The sequence below is a fragment of the Variovorax sp. NFACC27 genome, assembly GCF_048301545.1.
GTDB lineage: Bacteria > Pseudomonadota > Gammaproteobacteria > Burkholderiales > Burkholderiaceae_C > Variovorax > Variovorax gossypii.
The window spans coordinates 7,603,307-7,622,331 of the sequence record NZ_CP157613.1 but is presented as its reverse complement, the minus strand read 5'-3'; the positions used below and the strand labels follow the sequence as shown (position 1 = coordinate 7,622,331).

The 19,025-nt window shown below is 68.6% G+C and carries 18 protein-coding genes; 14 read left to right on the top strand and 4 right to left on the bottom strand.

Going from position 1 to position 19,025, the window contains the following annotated elements; genetic code table 11:
* The first annotated feature begins 14 nt into the window (after nt 1-14).
* The 13 genes from ABL840_RS35700 to ABL840_RS35640 all read left to right on the top strand — a co-directional run bounded on the left by ABL840_RS35700 (nt 15) and on the right by ABL840_RS35640 (nt 15,556).
* Nucleotides 15-413 carry a hypothetical protein gene (locus ABL840_RS35700; protein WP_093206380.1) on the top strand — a complete coding sequence of 133 codons (399 nt, stop codon included), beginning with the start codon at nt 15-17 and terminating at the stop codon, nt 411-413.
* Between the two features lie 134 nt (nt 414-547).
* Complete coding sequence (gene atpD / locus ABL840_RS35695; RefSeq protein WP_093206381.1) at nt 548-1,948, top strand: F0F1 ATP synthase subunit beta; 1,401 nt, start codon at nt 548-550, stop codon at nt 1,946-1,948.
* Between the two features lie 12 nt (nt 1,949-1,960).
* Nucleotides 1,961-2,380: a F0F1 ATP synthase subunit epsilon gene (locus ABL840_RS35690; RefSeq protein WP_019657634.1), complete on the top strand. Its 420-nt coding sequence runs from the start codon at nt 1,961-1,963 to the stop codon at nt 2,378-2,380.
* 248 nt (nt 2,381-2,628) lie between these two features.
* A complete protein-coding gene (locus ABL840_RS35685) occupies nt 2,629-3,798 on the top strand; it encodes an ROK family protein (RefSeq protein ID WP_093306923.1) in 1,170 nt (389 codons plus the stop codon).
* Nucleotides 3,795-5,342, top strand: coding sequence for a sugar ABC transporter ATP-binding protein (locus tag ABL840_RS35680; RefSeq protein WP_093306924.1), 1,548 nt, complete (start codon nt 3,795-3,797; stop codon nt 5,340-5,342). The genes ABL840_RS35685 and ABL840_RS35680 overlap by 4 nt, the downstream gene beginning before the upstream one ends.
* A complete protein-coding gene (locus ABL840_RS35675; protein ID WP_093206384.1) occupies nt 5,302-6,336 on the top strand; it encodes an ABC transporter permease in 1,035 nt (344 codons plus the stop codon). The genes ABL840_RS35680 and ABL840_RS35675 overlap by 41 nt, the downstream gene beginning before the upstream one ends.
* Before the next feature lie 43 nt (nt 6,337-6,379).
* Nucleotides 6,380-7,342, top strand: coding sequence for a substrate-binding domain-containing protein (locus tag ABL840_RS35670; RefSeq protein WP_093206385.1), 963 nt, complete (start codon nt 6,380-6,382; stop codon nt 7,340-7,342).
* Nucleotides 7,343-7,509: 167 nt separating this feature from the next.
* Entirely contained in the window at nt 7,510-8,676 is a 1,167-nt protein-coding gene (locus ABL840_RS35665) for a Gfo/Idh/MocA family protein (protein WP_093206386.1), read from the top strand.
* A 25-nt stretch (nt 8,677-8,701) separates the two neighbouring features.
* The gene (locus ABL840_RS35660) at nt 8,702-9,412 is read left to right on the top strand and encodes a phosphatase PAP2 family protein (RefSeq protein ID WP_418116115.1); all 711 of its coding nucleotides are present in this window, start codon (nt 8,702-8,704) and stop codon (nt 9,410-9,412) included.
* 77 nt (nt 9,413-9,489) lie between these two features.
* Nucleotides 9,490-10,032: a DUF3617 domain-containing protein gene (locus ABL840_RS35655; protein ID WP_093306926.1), complete on the top strand. Its 543-nt coding sequence runs from the start codon at nt 9,490-9,492 to the stop codon at nt 10,030-10,032.
* 77 nt (nt 10,033-10,109) lie between these two features.
* Nucleotides 10,110-11,141: a ligase-associated DNA damage response exonuclease gene (locus ABL840_RS35650; protein ID WP_093306927.1), complete on the top strand. Its 1,032-nt coding sequence runs from the start codon at nt 10,110-10,112 to the stop codon at nt 11,139-11,141.
* A 1-nt stretch (nt 11,142) separates the two neighbouring features.
* Nucleotides 11,143-12,798, top strand: a complete 1,656-nt coding sequence (locus ABL840_RS35645) for an ATP-dependent DNA ligase (protein ID WP_093306928.1) — start codon at nt 11,143-11,145, stop codon at nt 12,796-12,798.
* 34 nt (nt 12,799-12,832) lie between these two features.
* Nucleotides 12,833-15,556, top strand: coding sequence for a ligase-associated DNA damage response DEXH box helicase (locus ABL840_RS35640; protein WP_418116385.1), 2,724 nt, complete (start codon nt 12,833-12,835; stop codon nt 15,554-15,556).
* A gap of 4 nt (nt 15,557-15,560) precedes the next feature.
* Here ABL840_RS35640 and trxC read toward each other — a convergent pair whose 3' ends face one another.
* Nucleotides 15,561-16,010, bottom strand: a complete 450-nt coding sequence (trxC, locus tag ABL840_RS35635) for a thioredoxin TrxC (RefSeq protein ID WP_093306929.1) — start codon at nt 16,008-16,010, stop codon at nt 15,561-15,563.
* Nucleotides 16,011-16,075: 65 nt separating this feature from the next.
* On the opposite strand from trxC, the gene pdeM reads away from it, so the two are divergent.
* Nucleotides 16,076-16,753, top strand: a complete 678-nt coding sequence (gene pdeM / locus ABL840_RS35630) for a ligase-associated DNA damage response endonuclease PdeM (RefSeq protein WP_093306930.1) — start codon at nt 16,076-16,078, stop codon at nt 16,751-16,753.
* A 115-nt stretch (nt 16,754-16,868) separates the two neighbouring features.
* Here the strand turns inward: pdeM and ABL840_RS35625 are convergent, their stop codons facing one another.
* The 3 genes from ABL840_RS35625 to ABL840_RS35615 form a co-directional block, all read right to left on the bottom strand.
* Nucleotides 16,869-17,414, bottom strand: coding sequence for a TPM domain-containing protein (locus ABL840_RS35625; RefSeq protein WP_093307000.1), 546 nt, complete (start codon nt 17,412-17,414; stop codon nt 16,869-16,871).
* Between the two features lie 5 nt (nt 17,415-17,419).
* Entirely contained in the window at nt 17,420-18,283 is an 864-nt protein-coding gene (locus ABL840_RS35620; RefSeq protein WP_093307001.1) for a TPM domain-containing protein, read from the bottom strand.
* Between the two features lie 140 nt (nt 18,284-18,423).
* Entirely contained in the window at nt 18,424-19,023 is a 600-nt protein-coding gene (locus ABL840_RS35615) for a LemA family protein (protein WP_418116114.1), read from the bottom strand.
* Nucleotides 19,024-19,025: the final 2 nt, after the last annotated feature.

Here is a 19,025-nt window from a genome sequence, read left to right as displayed (position 1 = left end):
GGACTCTGCGCAAAATGAAGAAGATGCTTGCTCTGGTGGCTGTTGCTGCCGCTCTGACCGCCTGCTCCAAGAAGGAAGAGGCGCCCGCACCTGCACCGGCTGCTCCCGCCGCTGCACCTGCTGCGCCCGCTCCGGCTCCCGCGCCTGCTCCGGCAGCAGCGCCGGCGGCAGCTCCCGCCGCAGCACCGACGGCTTCCGCCGCCGACCTGCCGCAGGAATGCAACGACTACCTGGCCAAGGTGCAGACCTGCGTCGCTGCGCAAAGCGGTGCTGCTGCCGACGCCATGAAGGCAAGCCTCGACCAGACGAAGGCCACCTGGGCTTCGATGGGCGCGGACAAGGCCGCGCTGGGCCAGGCCTGCAAGGCTGCTTCCGACGCCTTCGCCGCCCAGGCGACGGCCATGAAGTGCTGATGGGAAACTGACAGCAGGACATTCAAGGGTGCCGGCCCCGCCGGCATTCTTGCAAAAGCGGCCCGTTTTGGCACCAGGACGCTTCTGCAAGAACCTGTCGCAAATTTATTGAGATCCATCCAGAAGGAAACGCCATGGCTGAAGGAAAAATTGTCCAATGTATCGGCGCCGTGGTCGACGTGGAGTTCCCGCGTGACCAGATGCCCAAGGTGTACGACGCCTTGAAATTCGAAGGCGGCGGGCTGACCCTCGAAGTTCAGCAGCAGCTCGGCGACGGCGTGGTGCGCACCATTGCACTGGGCTCGTCCGACGGCCTGCGTCGCGGCCTGGTCGTGACCAACACCGGCGCTCCCATCACCGTGCCGGTCGGCAAGGCCACCCTCGGCCGCATCATGGACGTGCTCGGCCGTCCGATCGACGAGCGCGGCGACGTGGGCCAGGAGCTCACCGCTTCCATCCACCGCAAGGCTCCCGCGTACGACGAACTGTCGCCCTCGCAAGACCTGCTGGAAACCGGCATCAAGGTTATCGACCTGGTCTGCCCGTTCGCCAAGGGCGGCAAGGTGGGTCTGTTCGGTGGCGCCGGCGTGGGCAAGACCGTGAACATGATGGAACTCATCAACAACATCGCCAAGGCTCACTCGGGTCTGTCGGTGTTCGCTGGCGTGGGTGAACGTACCCGCGAAGGCAACGACTTCTATCACGAGATGGCCGACTCCGGCGTCGTGAACCTCGAGAAGCTCGAGGACTCGAAGGTGGCCATGGTCTACGGCCAGATGAACGAACCCCCGGGCAACCGTCTGCGCGTGGCGCTGACCGGCCTGACCATCGCCGAGTCGTTCCGCGACGAAGGCCGTGACGTTCTGTTCTTCGTGGACAACATCTACCGCTACACGCTGGCCGGTACCGAAGTGTCGGCTCTGCTGGGCCGCATGCCTTCCGCCGTGGGCTACCAGCCGACGCTGGCCGAAGAAATGGGCCGCCTGCAGGAGCGGATCACGTCGACCAAGGTCGGCTCGATCACCTCGATCCAGGCCGTGTACGTCCCTGCCGACGACTTGACCGACCCGTCGCCCGCCACCACCTTCGCCCACCTGGACTCGACCGTGGTGCTGTCGCGTGACATCGCCTCGCTCGGTATCTATCCCGCCGTGGACCCGCTGGACTCGACCTCGCGTCAGCTCGACCCGAACGTGGTCGGCGAAGAGCACTACAACGTGGCCCGCGCCGTGCAAGGCACGCTGCAGCGCTACAAGGAACTGCGCGACATCATCGCCATTCTGGGCATGGACGAACTGGCTCCCGAAGACAAGCTGGCCGTGGCCCGCGCCCGGAAGATCCAGCGTTTCCTGTCGCAGCCGTTCCACGTGGCCGAAGTGTTCACGGGCTCGCCCGGCAAGTACGTGCCGCTGGCCGAAACCATCCGCGGCTTCAAGATGATCGTGAACGGCGAAGCCGACCACCTGCCCGAGCAGGCGTTCTACATGGTCGGCACCATCGACGAAGCGTTCGAGAAGGCCAAGAAGGTCGCTTAAGAAGGAATCACCATGGCAGGCACCATTCATGTGGACGTGGTCAGCGCGGAAGAGTCGATCTTCTCGGGCGAAGCCAAGTTCGTCGCGCTGCCCGGTGAAGCCGGTGAGCTCGGCATCTTCCCGCGCCACACCCCGCTGATCACGCGCATCCGCCCCGGCGCCGTGCGCATCGAAACCGCCGACGGCAAGGAAGAGTTCGTCTTCGTGGCCGGCGGCATTCTCGAAGTGCAGCCGAACGCCGTCACCGTGCTGTCCGACACCGCGATCCGCGGCAAGGACCTCGACGACGAGAAGGCCAACCAGGCCAAGGCCGCCGCCGAAGAAGCGCTGAAGAACGCGAAGAGCGACATCGACATCGCGATGGCGCAGTCGGAGCTGGCCGTGATGGCCGCCCAGATCGCGGCGCTGCGCAAGTACCGTCAGAAGAAGTAATCGAAGTCGGGCCTCCAGCCCATCGTCGAAGCAACGAAGAAGAAAGCCGCCTCCCAGGCGGCTTTTTTTCGTCCATTCATCTTCGAACCGTCTATCTTCGGTCTGAACAAGGTCGAAGTTCGGCCTTGTCCGGCTGAAGCCCGCCACCTAGTATTCGCCTTCGTCCGGCGGCTGCCGCTGCCGGGCCAGGACAAAGAACACCGGAGACAAGACGCGTGGCACCCTGGAGTGGCATCACTGCGGACGAAATGCGGCTGCTGGAAACGACCTTCTGGTCGGCCGGCGGTTCGCGGCATGCCATGGCAGAGCAGCTCGGCTTCTCCAAGAGCAAGGCCAACGGGCTGATCGCCGGCCTCGTGGACCAGGGCCTGCTCGCCGAAGCCGGCCTGCAGCGCTCTTCGGGCGGACGCCGCCCCGAAAACCTCCAGCTTCATTCCGGACTCGGCGTGCTCGTCGGCGTCGACATCGGCGCCACCAGCCTCGACGTGGCCGTGCTGCGCCCGGACCTCAGCGTGCTCGCGCAACACGATGAACCGGCCGATGTGCGCGAAGGCCCCGCTGTCGTGCTGGCCCGCGTGCGCACGCTCATGCGCGAGTTGCTGGCCAACTGCGGCCACACCGCGAAAGACGTTCTCGGCATCGGCATCGGCGTGCCCGGCCCGGTCAACTTCGAGATCGGCCAGCTCGTGAATCCGCCGCTGATGCCCGCCTGGGACAGCTTCTCGATCCGCGACTACCTGCGCGAGGACTACGCGGCGCCCGTCTTTGTCGACAACGACGTGAACCTGATGGCGCTCGGCGAACTGTGGCGCCTGCGGCGCTCGCTGCAGAACTTCCTCGTCATCAAGATCGGCACCGGCATCGGTTGCGGCATCGTGTGCCACGGCGAGGTGTACCGCGGCGCCGCCGGTTCGGCCGGCGACGTCGGCCACATCTGCGTCGACCAGGAAGGCCCGCGCTGCCACTGCGGCAACCTCGGCTGCGTGGAAGCCATGGCCGCCGGCCCGGCGATCACGCGCATGGCGGTGCAGGCTGCCGAAGCCGGCGAGAGCGCCGCGCTGGCCGAAGTCCTGCGCCTGTACGGCCGCATCGATGCCGTCGACGTCGGCCAGGCCAGCCGCGGCGGCGACACGGCCGCCAACGCCATCATCCAGCGCGCGGGCAGCCTGATCGGGCAGATGCTCGCGTCGGTCGTCAACTTCTTCAATCCGTCGCATGTGTTCATCGGCGGCGGCATCACGCGCATCGGGCCGCTGTTTCTCGCTGCCGTGCGGCAGAGCGTCTACCAGCGCTCGCTGGCGCTCTCCACGCGGCACCTGGAGATCCAGTACACGCCGCTGGGCATGCAGGGCGGCCTGGTCGGCGCCGGCGTGCTCGCGATGCAGGAAACGCTGAAGGCCCGCGGGGTGGCGCCATGACGAGCGCTGCGGTAATCCACAAAGGCAGCGTCGCCGTCGAGTTCGACGGCATCGTGAAGGCATTCGGCCCCGTGCAGGTGCTGCACGGCGTGAGCTTCGCGCTCGCGCCCGGCCGCGTGTACGGCCTGCTCGGCGAGAACGGCGCGGGCAAGTCCACGCTGATGAAGATCCTGTCCGGCTACGAGTCGGCCACCGGCGGCACGCTGAAGATCAACGCAACGCCGCAGCAGTTCGCGAGCTCGCGCGACGCCGAGGCGCTCGGCATCGTGCTGATCCACCAGGAGTTCAATCTCGCCGAAGACTTGAACGTTGCCCAGAACATCTTCCTCGGCCACGAAAAGAAGAAGGGCTGGCTGCTCGACGACGCCGCCATGGAGCGCGACGCCGCCTCCGCGCTCGCGGCCGTCGGCCTGAACATCGACCCGCGCACCAAGGTGCGCAAGCTGATCGTCGCCGAGAAGCAGCTCGTCGAGATCGCGAAAGCCATCGCCCGCCGCGCGCGCCTGCTCGTCATGGACGAGCCCACGGCCACGCTCACGCCCGGCGAGACGGAGCGCCTGTTCAAGCTCATCGCCCAGCTGCGCGCCGACGGCGTCACCATCGTCTACATCTCGCACAAGCTCGACGAAGTGGAGCAGGTGACAGACGAAGTCATCGTCATGCGCGACGGTCGTTTCGTCGCGCGTGCCCCGACGGCCGACGTCACGCGCCAGCAGATGGCCAACCTGATGGTGGGCCGCGAGCTGGCCGATCTCTATCCACCCCGCGATGCGGTCACTGCCACCGGCGCGCCCGCCATGCGCGTGCAAGGCTTCAGCGTGCCCGGCTGGGCGCAGGACGCGAGCTTCGAGGTGCGCCCCGGCGAGATCCTCGGCTTCGCGGGCCTCGTCGGTGCCGGCCGCACCGAGCTCTTCGAGGGGCTGCTGGGCCTGCGACCCGCGAGCGGCGGCAGCGTCGAGATGCTCGGCAAGCCCGTGCCGCACGGCAAGGGCTGGCGCAATCCGCGTGAGGCGGCAAGGGACGGTCTCACCTACCTGAGCGAAGACCGCAAGGGCAAGGGCCTGCACGTCAACTTCGGCCTGCGCCAGAACCTCACGCTGATGGCGCTCGAGCGCTATGCCCAGCCCTGGCTCAAGCCCGAGGCAGAGCGCGGCGCGCTGGCCGAGGCGGTGAAGGACTACGGCATCCGCACCGGTTCGCTCGACGTGAAGGCCTCGTCGCTGTCGGGCGGCAACCAGCAGAAGCTCGCGCTCGCCAAGGTGCTGCAGCCGCGGCCGAAGGTGGTGGTGCTCGACGAGCCCACGCGCGGCGTCGACGTGGGCGCCAAGCGCGACATCTATTTCCTGATCCAGCGACTCGCCCGCGAAGGGCTCGCGGTGATCGTCGTCTCGTCGGAACTGATGGAGCTGATCGGCCTGTGCCACCGCGTCGCGGTGATGCGCGCGGGCCGCATCGTCGCCACGCTCGACGCCGACCATCTGACAGAAGAGGAGCTCATCGCTCATGCCACCGGAACAGCAGACACAACCGCCGCGCACGCTTGAAGCCGCGCAGCAGCAGCACCGCAGCGAGACCAAGCCGCGCTGGACCGAGCGCCTGCATGGCCTCGGGCCCGTCATCGGCCTGGTGCTGCTGTGCATCGCCGGCACGCTGCTGAACGGCGACTTCGCGACCCTCGACAACGCGATGAACGTGCTCACGCGCACGGCCTTCATCGGCATCATCGCGGTGGGCATGTGCTTCGTGATCATCTCGGGCGGCATCGACCTGTCGGTGGGCTCGATGGCCGCGCTCATCGCGGGCAGCGTGATCATGTTCATCAACTGGGCCGGGCCGGCCTCGGGCTCGCCGCTGCTGGCGGTGGTGATGGGTGCAGTGCTGGCCGTGGTGCTCGGCGCGGTGTTCGGCCTCGCGCACGGCCTGCTCATCACCAAGGGCCGCATCGAGCCTTTCATCGTGACGCTGGGCACGCTGGGCATCTTCCGCGCGTATCTCACGTACTTCGCCGACGGCGGCGCACTCACGCTCGACAACGAGCTGTCGGACCTCTACGCGCCCGTGTACTACGCGAGCCTCGCGGGCATTCCGGTGCCGGTGTGGGTGTTCGTGATCGTCGCCGTCGTCGGCGGCCTCATCCTCAACCGCACGGCTTACGGTCGCTACGTGCAGGCCATCGGCTCCAACGAGCAGGTGGCGCGCTACGCGGCGGTGGACGTCGACCGCGTGAAGATCCTCACCTACGTGCTGCTCGGCGTGTGCGTGGGCATCGCGACGCTGCTGTACGTGCCGCGCCTGGGCTCGGCCTCGCCGACCACCGGCCTGCTGTGGGAGCTGGAAGCCATCGCCGCGGTGATCGTCGGCGGCACGGCGCTCAAGGGCGGCGCGGGCAGCATCACCGGCACGGTGGTGGGTGCGATCCTGCTCTCGGTCATCAGCAACATCCTGAACCTCACGAGCATCATCAGCGTGTACCTCAACGCGGCGGTGCAGGGCTTCGTGATCATCATCGTCGCGTTCCTTCAACGCGGCCGGCGCTAGTTCTTTCCCGTTCCGTTCCATCAACCAAGAGGAGACATCCAGCATGACGACTTTCACCCGACGCCTCGCACTCACGGCGGTTGCCGCCGCAGCGTTCGCCAGCCTGCCCGCGCTTGCCGCGGAGAAGGTCAACCTCGGCGTTTCGATTCCCGCGGCCACGCACAGCTTCATGGGCGGCATCAACTACTGGGCCAACCAGGCGAAGAAGGACCTGGAGAAGGAACACAAGGACCTGAAGATCACCATCAAGACGGCCGCCAATGCGCCCGAGCAGGCCAACCAGCTGCAGGACCTCTCGACGGTCACCAAGATCAACGCGCTGGTCGTGTTTCCCTTCGAGTCGGCCGCGCTGACCAAGCCGGTCGCGCAGGTCAAGGCCAAGGGCGCCTATGTCACCGTGGTCGACCGCGGCCTCACCGATACCAGCGCACAAGACGCTTATGTTGCCGGCGACAACACGGCCTTCGGCAAGATCCCGGCCGAATACATCGTCAAGCAGCTCGGCGGCAAGGGCAACGTGGTGGCGTTGCGCGGCATCGCGACCACGCTGGACAACGAGCGCATGGACGCCTTCAATGCCGTGCTCAAGAACAGTCCCGACATCAAGCTGCTCGACGCCAAGTACGCCAACTGGAACCGCGACGACGCCTTCAAGGTCACGCAGGACTACCTGACGCGCTTCAAGAACATCGACGCCATCTGGGCCGCCGACGACGACATGGCCGTGGGCGTGCTCAAGGCCATCTCGCAGGCCAAGCGCGACGACATCAAGATCGTGTTCGGCGGCGCTGGCGCCAAGGACATGGTCAAGACCATCATGGACGGCAAGGACAAGCGCATCACGGCCGACGTGAGCTACTCGCCCAAGTTCATCTACGACGCGATCAAGCTCACGGCCGAGGCGCGCCTGAAGGGCGAGAAGCTGCCGGCGACGACCATCATTCCGTCGGTGCTGATCACCAAGGAAAACGCGAAGGACTTCTACCACCCGAACTCGCCGTTCTGATGTTCTGAAGCGGCGGGCCTGCTTTGCTCCCTCTCCCTCTGGGCAGAGGGTTGGGGTGAGGGCCTGCGGCGACGGCGAAAACGGTGCGTGCGCAAATGCCGCCACCCTCACCCCAGCCCTCTCCCCAAGGGGAGAGGGAACAGTTTCCGGAAACGCCGAGACGATCGATGACAGACACACCTCCTCGCAAACTGCGCTACGCCATGGTCGGCGGCGGCCGCGACGCCTTCATCGGCGCCGTGCACCGCAAGGCCATGGCGCTCGACGGGCAGATCGAGCTCGTCGCGGGCGCGCTCTCGTCCAGCCCCGAGAAGGCGCGCGCCTCGGGCCGCGACCTCGGCCTGGCCGACGACCGCAACCACGGCGACTGGCAGGCGCTGCTGGCCGACGAGCTGAAGCGCCCGGAGGGCGAGCGCATCGACTTCGTGTCGATCGTCACGCCCAACCACGTGCACTTTCCGGTGGCGCAGGCCTTCGCCGAAGCAGGCTTCCACGTGGTGTGCGACAAGCCGCTGGTGCACACGCGCGAGCAGGCCGACGCGCTGGTCGCCACAGTGGCCAAGCGGGGCACGGTGTTCGGCGTCACCTACAACTACACCGGCTATCCGATGGTGCGGCAGGCACGGGAGATGGTGCGCTCGGGCCTGATCGGCGAGGTGCGCAAGGTCGTCGTCGAATACAACCAGGGCTGGCTCGCGAGCCATGTCGAGGCCAGCGGCGGCAACAAGCAGGCCGACTGGCGCACCGACCCCGCGCGCAGCGGCGCGGCCGGCGCCATCGGCGACATCGGCTCGCATGCCGAGAACCTCGTGGCCACCGTCACCGGGCTGCGCATCGAAAGCCTCTGCGCCGACCTGGGTGCGCTGGTGCCCGGCCGCATGCTCGACGACGACGGCAGCCTGCTGCTGCGCTTCGAAGGCGGCGCGCGCGGCGTGCTCATCGCCTCGCAGATCAACACCGGCCTGGAGAACGACCTGCGCCTGCGCGTGTCAGGCACGCTGGGCACGCTCGAATGGCACCAGGAGCAGCCGAGCCGGCTGGTGCACCTGCCGCACGACGGACCGCTGCAGGTGCTCACGCGCGGCGCGCCCTGGCTGTGCGAGTCGGCGAAGCGCGCGAGCCGGCTGCCGGCGGGGCACCCCGAAGGCTTCATCGAGGCCTTCGCGAACGTGTACGCGGGCGTGGCGGCGGACATCCGCGCCAGGCTCGCGGGCCTGCCGGCCGATCCACTGGCTGCGGACTATCCGCGCGTCGAGGACGGCGCGCGCGGCGTGCGCTTCATCGAACGCACGGTGGCTTCGGCGAAAAGCGAATTAAAGTGGACGCCCTGGTAGCGCGCGGCGCGTTGCCCGGGCCTCCATGACACCTCCCGCGTCCGACGTCACCTCTTCTTCTCCGTCGTCCTCTTCCGCATCGTCTTCGTCGAGGGTGCCGCCGTGGCTTGCGGCCCTGTGGAAGCGCAGCATCACGCTGTTTCCGCTGAAGCTGGTCGGCAACACCGTCGCCACGCTCGGCTTCTTTCCGTTGTACTTCTGGATCATGAAGAACGCGGGCCAGGCCTGGGTGCTGCCGCTCACGCCCATCGACCGGCTGATCGCCTTCTGGCCGTGGCTGCTGCCGGTGTATCTCTCGCTCTGGGGCTACATCGCACTGCCCGTGCTGCTGGCCAGGGACATGCGCGAGCTGCAAGGCTTCTCGCTGGGCTGCGCGGCCATGACGGTGCTGGCGCTGCTCGTGTTCTGGTTCATGCCCACGGCGATTCCCAACTTCGTGGTCGAGACCACGCCGGGCACCTCGCTGCAGTTCCTCAAGATGGTCGACTCGGCCGGCAATGCCTTTCCCTCGCTGCATGTCTCGTTCTCGGTGTTCACCTGCGTCGCCCTGGCAAGGCAGCTGCGCGCGGTGGGCGCGCCGGCCTGGCTGCGCGTCGCCAACGTGGCGTGGGCGGTGGGCATCGTCTATTCGACGATGGCGGTGCGCCAGCATGTGCTGATCGACGTGCTGGGCGGTTTTGCGTTGGGCGTGGCGTTCGGCATCGCCACGCGGCAACGACCCGGGGCGCAGGCGTAGGCCGATCGCGGTATTCCAACGCGGCGGCGCGCAAGGTACAACCCGGGCTTCGCCATCCGAAGGAGCGGGAGTCCGCCATGAAGATTCGCCTTTCCGCCGTCGTGACCTGCATCGTGGCCGGTATCGTCGCGGGCCCGGCGTTCGCGCTCGACTTCCCCGCCCGCAAGCCCGGCCTCTGGGAGATCCAGACCCAGACCGGTGAAGCCACGGGCAAGGGCGCCAGCCCCGGCGGCGGCACCCACACCATGCAGCAGTGCATCGACGCCGCCACCGACAAGGCCATGCGCGACATGGGCCAGGGCATGGGCAAGGACATGTGCTCGAAGCAGGAGCTGCGCACCGACGGCGGCAAGCTGGTCATGGACTCGGTCTGCAAGATCGGCAACACGGTGGCCACCTCGCATGCGGTCATCAGCGGCGACTTCAACACCGCCTACCGCATGGAAAGCAAGTCGACCTACAGCCCGCCGCTGATGGGCCGGGCCGAAGGCACGAGCGCCATGGAAGCCCGTTGGATCGGCCCCTGCAAGGCCGACCAGAAGCCGGGCGACATGGTCATGCCCAACGGCATGAAGATGAACGTGCTCGACATGATGAAGAACCGCCCGAAGCGTCCGTAGGGTAGGAGCCAGCCCACAACGCTTCGCGCCCGCCGTTCGGCGGCGCGAAACCTCGGCAGCGCCTACGATGGCGTGCCATGCCTCCCGCAAAGCAGGAAGAAGACCTCCTCGTCGTCGCCAGGCCCGAGGGCCTGTACTGCCCGCCCGGCGATTTCTACATCGATCCGTGGCGGCCGGTGGCGCGTGCCGTCATCACGCACGCGCATTCCGACCACGCGCGCCCGGGGCATGCGCACTACCTGGCCCACACCGACAGCGCCGGCACGCTGCGCGCGCGCCTCGGCCAGGACATCCCGCTGCAGACGCTGCCCTACGGCGAGGTGATCGAGCACCACGGCGTGCGCGTCTCGCTGCATCCGGCGGGACACGTGCTGGGCTCGGCCCAGGTGCGGCTCGAGCACGGCGGGCGCGTATGGGTGGCCTCGGGCGACTACAAGACCGAGCCCGACGGCACCTGCGCGCCCTTCGAGCCGGTGCCATGCGACACCTTCATCACCGAGTCGACCTTCGGCCTGCCGGTCTATCGCTGGCCCAGGCAGGCCGAGCTGTTCTCGCAGATCGACGCATGGTGGCGTGCGAATGCAGAGGCGGGACGCGCATCAGTGCTCTTCTGCTACGCCTTCGGCAAGGCGCAGCGCATCCTGCACGGCGTGGACGCGAGCATCGGGCCCATCGTCGTGCACGGTGCAGTGGAGCCGCTCAATGCCGTGTACCGCGCGGCCGGCGTGGCGCTGCCGCCCACGTTGCGCGCGGACGACGCGGGTGTCGATGCCGCGCTGCTGAAGCGCTCGCTGGTGCTCGCGCCGCCCTCGGCGCAGGGCTCGCCGTGGATGCGCCGCTTCGGCAACTACGCCGACGCCTTCGCGAGCGGCTGGATGCAGCTGCGCGGCACGCGCAGGCGGCGCGGCGTGGACCGCGGCTTCGTGATGTCCGACCACGCCGACTGGCCCGGCCTGCAGCAGGCCATCGCCGGCACGGGAGCCGAGCGTGTGTTCGTCACGCACGGCAGCGTGCAGGTGATGGTGCGGTGGCTCGGCGAGAACGGCCTCGACGCGCAGGCCTTCAGGACCGAGTACGGCGACGAGGACGACCAGGGGGCGGAGGCGTGAGATGAAGGCTTTCGCCGCGCTGTACCACGAGCTCGACGCCAGCACCTCGAGCCTCGCCAAGCAGGCGGCATTGCAACGCTACCTGCGCGAGGCCGACGCGGCGGATGCCGCCTGGGCCGTCTACTTCCTCGCCGGCGGCAAGCCGCGCCAGCTGGTACCGGTCAAGCTGCTGCGCCTGCTCGCGCAGGAGGCGGCGGGCCTGCCCGAGTGGCTGTTCGACGAGAGCTACGACGCCGTGGGCGATCTCGCCGAAACCATCGCGCTGCTGTTGCCGCCGCCCAGCGAGGCGCACGATCTCGGCCTCGCAGGCTGGGTCGAACAGCACCTGCTGCCGCTGCGCGATGCCGCGAAGAGCGCGCCCGACGAGCTCGCCGACCGCCTGCGCGCGCAATGGCGCCAACTCGCGCCCGAGGAGCGGCTGGTGTACTTCAAGCTCATCACCGGCGCCTTCCGCGTCGGCGTGTCGAAGCTGCAGGTCACGCAGGCGCTGGCGGCTGTAGGAGGCATCGACGCCAAGCGCGTCGCGCAGCGCCTCATGGGCTACACGCACATCGGCGGGAGGCCTCGGGCCGCCGACTACCAGGCGCTCGTCGCGCCCGAGTCGGGCGCGGAGCAGGAACAGAAGACCAGCGGCCAGCCGTATCCCTTCTTCCTCGCGCATCCCTTCAACCTGCCGCTAGAGCAGTTCGACGCGGTGCTGGGCCCGCCGCAGGACTGGATCGTCGAATGGAAGTGGGACGGCATCCGCGCGCAGTTGCTGAAGCGCGCGGGCGCCGCATGGGTGTGGTCGCGCGGCGAGGAACTGGTGACCGAGCGCTTCCCCGAACTCGCCGCGCTCGGCGAGGCGTTGCCCGACGGCACCGTGCTCGACGGCGAGATCGTCGTGTGGCGCGAAGGCCGCGTGCAACCCTTCGCCGAGCTGCAGAAGCGCATCGGCCGCAAGACCCTGGGCGCGAAGCTGCTGCGCGACATACCGGTGGTGCTGCTGGCCTACGACATCCTCGAATGGGAAGGGCGCGACCTGCGCGCGCGGCCCCAGTCGGAGCGCCGCGCGCTGCTCGACGAACTGGTCGAGCGCATGCGGCACCCCTCGCTGCTGCCCAGCCCGATGCTCACCGGACCCGACTGGCCCGACCTCGCGCGCCAGCGCGAAGCGGCGCGCGCCATGGGCGTGGAAGGCATGATGCTCAAGCGCCGCGACGCGCAGTACGGCGTGGGCCGCACCAAGGACGTGGGCGTGTGGTGGAAGTGGAAGATCGATCCGCTGAGCGTCGACGCGGTGCTGATCTACGCGCAGCGCGGCCACGGCCGGCGCGCGAGCCTCTTCAGCGACTACACCTTCGCGGTGTGGGACGGCCCGCCCGGGCAGGAAGACCGCAAGCTCGTGCCCTTCGCCAAGGCCTACTCCGGCCTGACCGATGCCGAGATGGCGCGCGTGGACGCGATCATCCGCAAGACCACCGTGGAGAGCTTCGGGCCGGTGAAGAGCGTCAGGCCCACGCTGGTGTTCGAACTCGGCTTCGAGGGCATCGCGCGCAGCACGCGGCACAAGAGCGGCATCGCGGTGCGATTTCCGCGCATGCTGCGCTGGCGCGAGGACAAGCCGGTGGAAGAGGCCGACAGCCTGCAGACGCTGGCGGCGTTGTTGCCCACATGAACAAGTCGCAGGACCTGTCTTCCTCCCTCCCCCGCTGGGGGAGGGCTGGGGTGGGGGCACGCGGCGTTCGAACAGTGCGCGGCCCGCTCAAGGCCGTCTGCCCCCATCCCGACCTTCGCCCAAAGGGGGAAGGAGCAGGGCGGTCAAGGCCGCGCTCGATGCGTGGTTCGCCGCGCGCGGATGGAAGCCGTTCAAGTTCCAGCGCGAGGTCTGGAAGGCCATTGCCGATGGCAGGTCGGGCCTGCTGCATGCCACCACCGGCGCGGGCAAGACGTATGCCGTGTGGCTCGGGGCGCTGCAGGCTTTCGCACGGGCGCGCAAGGCGAACGCAAACGCACGGCCCGTTGCCGAGCCGCTCACCGTGCTGTGGCTCACGCCGATGCGCGCACTGGCGGCCGACACGCTGCGCGCGCTGCAGCAGGCGCTCGAAGCCCTCGGTGCCGAAGTGCATCCATGGAGTGCCGGCGCGCGCAGCGGCGACACCACTTCGGCCGAGCGCAACGCGCAGAACCAGCGCCTGCCCACGGTGCTCGTCACCACGCCCGAGAGCCTTTCGCTGATGCTCGCGCGTGCCGATGCGCGCGAGGTGCTCGGGCATGTGCGCATGGCGGTGGTCGACGAATGGCACGAACTGCTGGGCAACAAGCGCGGGGTGCAGGTGCAGCTCGCGCTCGCGCGGCTGAAGCGATGGAGCCCGGGCCTCGCGATCTGGGGAATGTCGGCCACGCTGGGCAACCTGCACGAGGCGATGCATGCCCTGCTGGGCCGTGAAGACGGCGTGCTCGTGCAAGGGCAGGTGCCGAAGAAGCTGGTGGTCGATTCGCTGCTGCCCGGCGTCGCCGAGCGCTTTCCCTGGGGTGGGCATCTCGGCCTCACGATGCTGCCGCAGGTGATCGAGGAGATCGCCGCGAGCAGCACCACGCTGGTCTTCACCAACACGCGATCGCAGGCAGAGATCTGGTACCAGGCGATGCTGGAAGCCAGACCGGAGTGGGCCGGGCTGATCGCGCTGCATCACGGCTCGCTCGACCGCGAGGTGCGCGAATGGGTGGAGCTGGGCCTGAAGAGCGGCGAGCTGAAGGCGGTGGTCTGCACTTCGAGCCTCGACCTTGGCGTGGACTTCCTGCCCGTGGAGCGCGTGCTGCAGATCGGCTCGCCCAAGGGCGTGGCGCGGCTGCTGCAGCGCGCGGGCCGATCGGGCCACGCACCGGGACGGCCTTCGCGCATCACGCTCGTGCCCACGCACAGCGTCGAGATGGTGGAAGGCTCGGCCGCGCGCACCGCCATCGCGGCAGGGCACATCGAGGCGCGCCACTCGCCCGAGCAGCCGCTCGACGTGCTGGTGCAGCACCTGGTGACCGTGGCGCTGGGCGGCGGCTTCGTACCCGACGAGCTGTACGAGGAGGTACGCGGCACAGCCGCCTACGAAGGCCTCTCGCGCGAGAACTGGCAGTGGTGCCTGGAGTTCGTGGCGCAGGGCGGGCCATCGCTCGCGGCTTATCCGGACTACAAGCGCGTGGTGCCCGATGCCGAGGGTGTCTGGCGCGTGCCCGATGCGCGGCTCGCGCGGCGGCACCGCATGAACATCGGCACCATCGTGAGCGACGCGAGCATCTCGGTGCAGTACCTCGGCGGCTCGAAGATCGGCAACGTGGAGGAAAGCTTCGTCGCGCGCATGAAGGCCGGTGACTGTTTTCTCTTCGGCGGCCGCATGCTGGAGCTGGTGCGCATCCACGACATGACGGCCTGGGTGCGGCGCGCGAGCGGCAAGCGGGCCGCGGTGCCGCGATGGGGCGGCGGGCGCATGCCGCTGTCGAACACGCTGGCCGATGCGGTGGTGCAGCAGCTCGCGCAAGCCGGCGAGGGTCGCTACGACTCGCCGGAGCTGCAGTGCGTGCGTCCGCTGCTCGAGATACAGCAGCAGTGGTCGGCACTGCCCACGCCGCAAACGTTGCTGGCCGAAACGCTGAGCACGCGCGAGGGCTCGCACCTGTTCCTCTATCCCTTCGCTGGCCGGCACGTGCACCTCGGGCTCGCGAGCCTGCTGGCCTGGCGCATCGCGCAGCACGAGGCGCGGACCTTCTCGATCGCGGTCAACGACTACGGCTTCGAGCTGTTGAGCGCGACGGAGGTCGACTGGCCGGCGCTGCTGCCGCAGGTGCTGGCGCTGCCGCAGGGAGAGGACGCGCATGCACTGCTGCTGCACGAGGTGCTGGCCTCGCTCAACGCCAGCGAGCTCGCGCAGCGGCGCTTCCGTGAGATCGCGCGCGTGTCGGGTCTCATCTACCAGGGCTATCCGGGCGAGAAGCGCAGCAGCAAGCAGCTGCAGGCTTCGTCGTCGCTGTTCTGGGAGGTGTTTCGCAAGTACGACCCCGGCAACAGGCTGCTGCTGCAGGCCGAGCAGGAACTGCTCTCTCAGGAGCTGGAGATCGGCCGGCTGCGCGCCAGCCTGGAGCGAATCGCCACGCAGCAGCTGGTGCTGAAACCGCTCGCGCGGCCGACGCCTTTTTCGTTTCCGTTGATGGTCGAGCTGTTCCGCGAGAAGCTGTCGAACGAGAACGTGGCCGACCGCATTGCACGCATGGTCGAGCAGCTCGAAAAAGCTGCGGGCGGCGCGGTCACGGCCGGCGGCGTGGAGCGCGTGAAGGGAACGCTGGCCTTCGGGCAGGAAGGGCCGGGAAAGCCGCCGAAGCCGGTGAGCCAACGGCGCGACCGCAGGCGGCCCTCACGGCCTTCCCGGCCGCTGCCACCGCTTTGAGTCTTCAGCCGGCGCCGTGTGCCTTCACCCAGCGTACGATGTCGGCCGCGCCCATCGCGCCGGCCTGCCGCGCCACCTCGCGGCCGCCGCGGAACAGCGCCAGCGTCGGGATGCTGCGGATGTTGAAGCGCGAGCCCAGTGCGGGCACCGCCTCGGTGTCGACCTTGGCCAGCCGCACGTAGGGCTCCAGCTGGGCGGCGGCCTGCTCGTAGGCCGGAGCCATCTGCCGGCAGGGGCCGCACCAGGGCGCCCAGAAATCGACCAGCACCGGGATCTCGTTGCGGGAGATGTGGCGGTCGAAGGTGGCCGCGTCCGCCAGCGCGGTGGAATGGCCGGTGAACAGCGGGCGATGGCAGCTGCCGCAGTCGGGCGCGCTGCCCAGCTGCGCCGTGCGCACGCGGTTGGTCGTGTGGCAGTGCGGGCAGACGATGTGCAGCGGGGGCGATTCGGTCATGGCCGGCAGATGGGGGCTCTGGAGGGCCTTTGCAAGGCGGTCGCAGGTTTTGCGACACTGGCTTCGTGGCTTCTCCCGATACCTCCGCTTCGCCGCTTGCCGTCCACTGGGCAGGCGAGCTGCTGCACCTGCTGCCGGAGCGCGCACTCTGGTGGCCCGCGCAGCGCGTGCTGTTCGTGGCCGACCTGCACCTGGGCAAGGCCGCAACCTACCGCGCCCTCGGCCAGCCGGTGCCGGGCGGCACCACGCAGGAGAACCTGGCGCGGCTCGATGCGCTGCTCGAAAGGCATGAGCCGCGGCGCATCGTGTTCCTCGGCGACTTCCTGCATGCGGCCCAGGCGCGCACGGTGCTCGCCGCCGTGGAGGCCTGGCGCGTACGCCATGCGGCCATCGCCATGACGCTGGTGCGCGGCAACCACGACAGCCGCGCGGGCGACCCACCGGAGGCGCTTCACATCGAGGTGGTCGACGAGCCCTTCCTGCAGGGGCCTTTCGCCTGCTGCCACCATCCGCAGACGCATGCGACGCACTTCGTGCTCGCGGGGCATCTGCATCCCGTCTGCAGGCTCCAGGGGCGGGGTCGCGACAGCGTGCGGTTGCCGTGCTTCGCGAGCGACGAGCAGCAGGCCGTGCTGCCGGCCTTCGGCGAGTTCACGGGCGGTTGGTTGATGGAATCGGCGCCGGGGCGGCGCTTTCATGCGGTGGGCGGTGATGCAGTGTGGGCGCTGCCGGTCCAGGAGTGACTCTTGCTCCTTCCCCCTTTGGGGGAAGGCCGGGATGGGGGCAGGCAGGGCGCTCGATGGAGGCGCCGCGTGCCCCCACCCCCGCCCTCCCCCAGCGGGGGAGGGAGTGAAGAAGTCAGAGAACGACTGGCTCGTCGGGCAGCTCGTTCACGTCGAGCTCGCCCTCGGCCAGCGGAAAGTGCTCGACCAGCAAGGCGGAGATCTCTTCCAGCGCCTGCGTGAGCCCGTCCTCGAAGCGGCCTTCGCGAAAGGCCGCGCTCATTCGCTGCGCCATCGCAGCCCATTCGGCGTTGTCGACATGCGCGTCGATGCCCCGGTCGGCCACGATCTCGATGGCGTGCTCGGCCAGCAGCAGATAGATGAGCACGCCGTTGTTGTGTGCCGTGTCCCACACGCGCAGCTTGCCGAACAGCGTGACGGCACGCTCGCGCGGCGGTGCATGGCGCCACAGGTACGACATCGGCAGGCCGGCCTCGACGCAGATGCGGATCTCGCCGCTGTGGCGCCGCTCGCTCGCGCTCACGCGGCCCGCGAGGCGCTCCAGTACGGCCGGGGGAATCGCGCGGCGAACCTCGGATTCGTCGATCCAGCGATGGCGCCAGATGCGGCCCAGCTTCGTGAAGAGGCCCGCGTCGGTCGGCTTCGCGTTCATGGTCTGCATCGTGTTCACCAATCCCCCGACGCGCCGCCGCCGCCGAAATTGCCACCGCCGCCGGAGCTGAAACCGCCGCCTCCGCCCCCGCCGCTGAAGCCGCCACCGCCACTGCTCCAGCCTCCGCCGCCGGAACTCCAGCCGCCACCACCGCCGCCGCCCGGCCGCCCCGTGCCCGCGATCAGCGACACGATGAGCGCCACCAGACCCGCGATCACCGCGATGACGATGCTGGTGGTGATGAAGAACACCACCACGCCCACGCCGCCGCCCACGACCATCGTGCCCAGCTTCTTGCCGAGGATGGCGCGCGCGATCGGCGCGCCGATGAAGACGCCCACGAACAGGAAGATCGCGAGGTTCTCCCAGTCGAAGCCCTCATTGCCGCCGCTGCTGCCCGTGTTGCGCGAGGGCTCGGGCAGCGGCTCGCCGTCGACCAGCCCGATGAGCCGGTCCACCGCCGCGTTCAGCCCGCCCGCGAAGTCGCCGTTGCGAAAGCGCGGCTTCATCTCCTCGTCGATGATGCGTGCGGCCGCAATGTCTGGCACCGCGCCCTCGAGCGTCTTGGCCGTGGCGATGCGCATCTTGCGGTCGTCCTTGGCCACCACCACCAGCAGGCCGTCGCCGACGTCCTTGCGGCCGATCTTCCAGGCATCGCCCAGGCGCTGCGTGTAGCTGGCGATGTCTTCGGGCGCGGTGGTCGGCACCATCAGCACCACGATCTGCGAGCCCTTGCGCTGCTCGAAGGCGGCGAGCTTGGTCTCGAGGCCGTTGCGCTGCGCGCTGTCGAGCGTGCCGGTCTGGTCGATCACGCGCGCGGTGAGCGTGGGGATCGGCAGCAGGCCCTGCGCGAGCGCTCCACCCGACGCCAGCAGCATCCAGGCTGCGACCAGTGCTGCAAGCGCGCGCGCGACCCATTCCAGGAACACCGCGGAACCGGCTTTGCCGGGCCACAGGTGTTGCCCCCGGCGAGGGGGTTGGCGCAGTGACACGAAGTGCACGAAGCCTGGGGGGAGAGCTACTTCTTCGGGGTGCTGAAGTCGACGGTGGGCGGCGTGGAAATCTGCGCCTCGTTCTGCACCGAGAAGTTCGGCTTGGTCGCGTACCCGAAGACCTTGGCCGTGATGTTGGTCGGGAAGCTGCGCGCGAGCACGTTGTACTCCTGCACGCTTTCGATATAGCGGTTGCGCGCCACGGTGATGCGGTTCTCGGTGCCTTCCAGCGTCACGCGCAGGTCGCGGAACGACTGGTTGGCCTTGAGGTCGGGGTAGCGCTCGGACACCACCATCAGCCGCGACAGAGCTGAAGAAAGCTCGCCCTGCGCCTGCTGGAACTTGTTGAACGCTTCGGGGTTGTTCAGCGTCTCGGGCGTCACCTGGATCGAGGTGGCCTTGGCGCGCGCCTCGATCACCTTGGTGAGCGTGTCCTGCTCGAAGCTGGCCTCGCCCTTCACGGTGGCCACGATGTTGGGCACGAGGTCGGCGCGCCGCTGGTACTGGTTGAGAACCTCGCTCCAGGCCGACTTGCTGGCCTCGTCGAGGGACTGGAACTGGTTGTAGCCGCAGCCGCTCAGGGACAGGACCGCCGCGAGAATCAAGAGCCAGCGCTTCATCATCATTT